The following is a 235-nucleotide window of genomic DNA, read 5'->3' on the forward strand; positions in this document are numbered from 1 at the left end:
AATACTTAGAATACAAATATTTCCGATTTTATTATATCATAATTAATAGTTATTAAATTGTACACTAAAACAGATGTTTTCGTGAACAGACAAAACAATCATATCATTTTCTTCGCATTATATAACAATTGCGAACTTAATTATACTATATAAAATATTCGATTATTTTCCAATTGTAAAATGATTTCATTAATTTATTCACGAATTTAACCAATATATCCTAATAAAAATATAT

It is taken from the genome of Romboutsia sp. 13368 (assembly GCF_018336475.1).
In the GTDB taxonomy this organism is placed as follows: domain Bacteria; phylum Bacillota; class Clostridia; order Peptostreptococcales; family Peptostreptococcaceae; genus Romboutsia.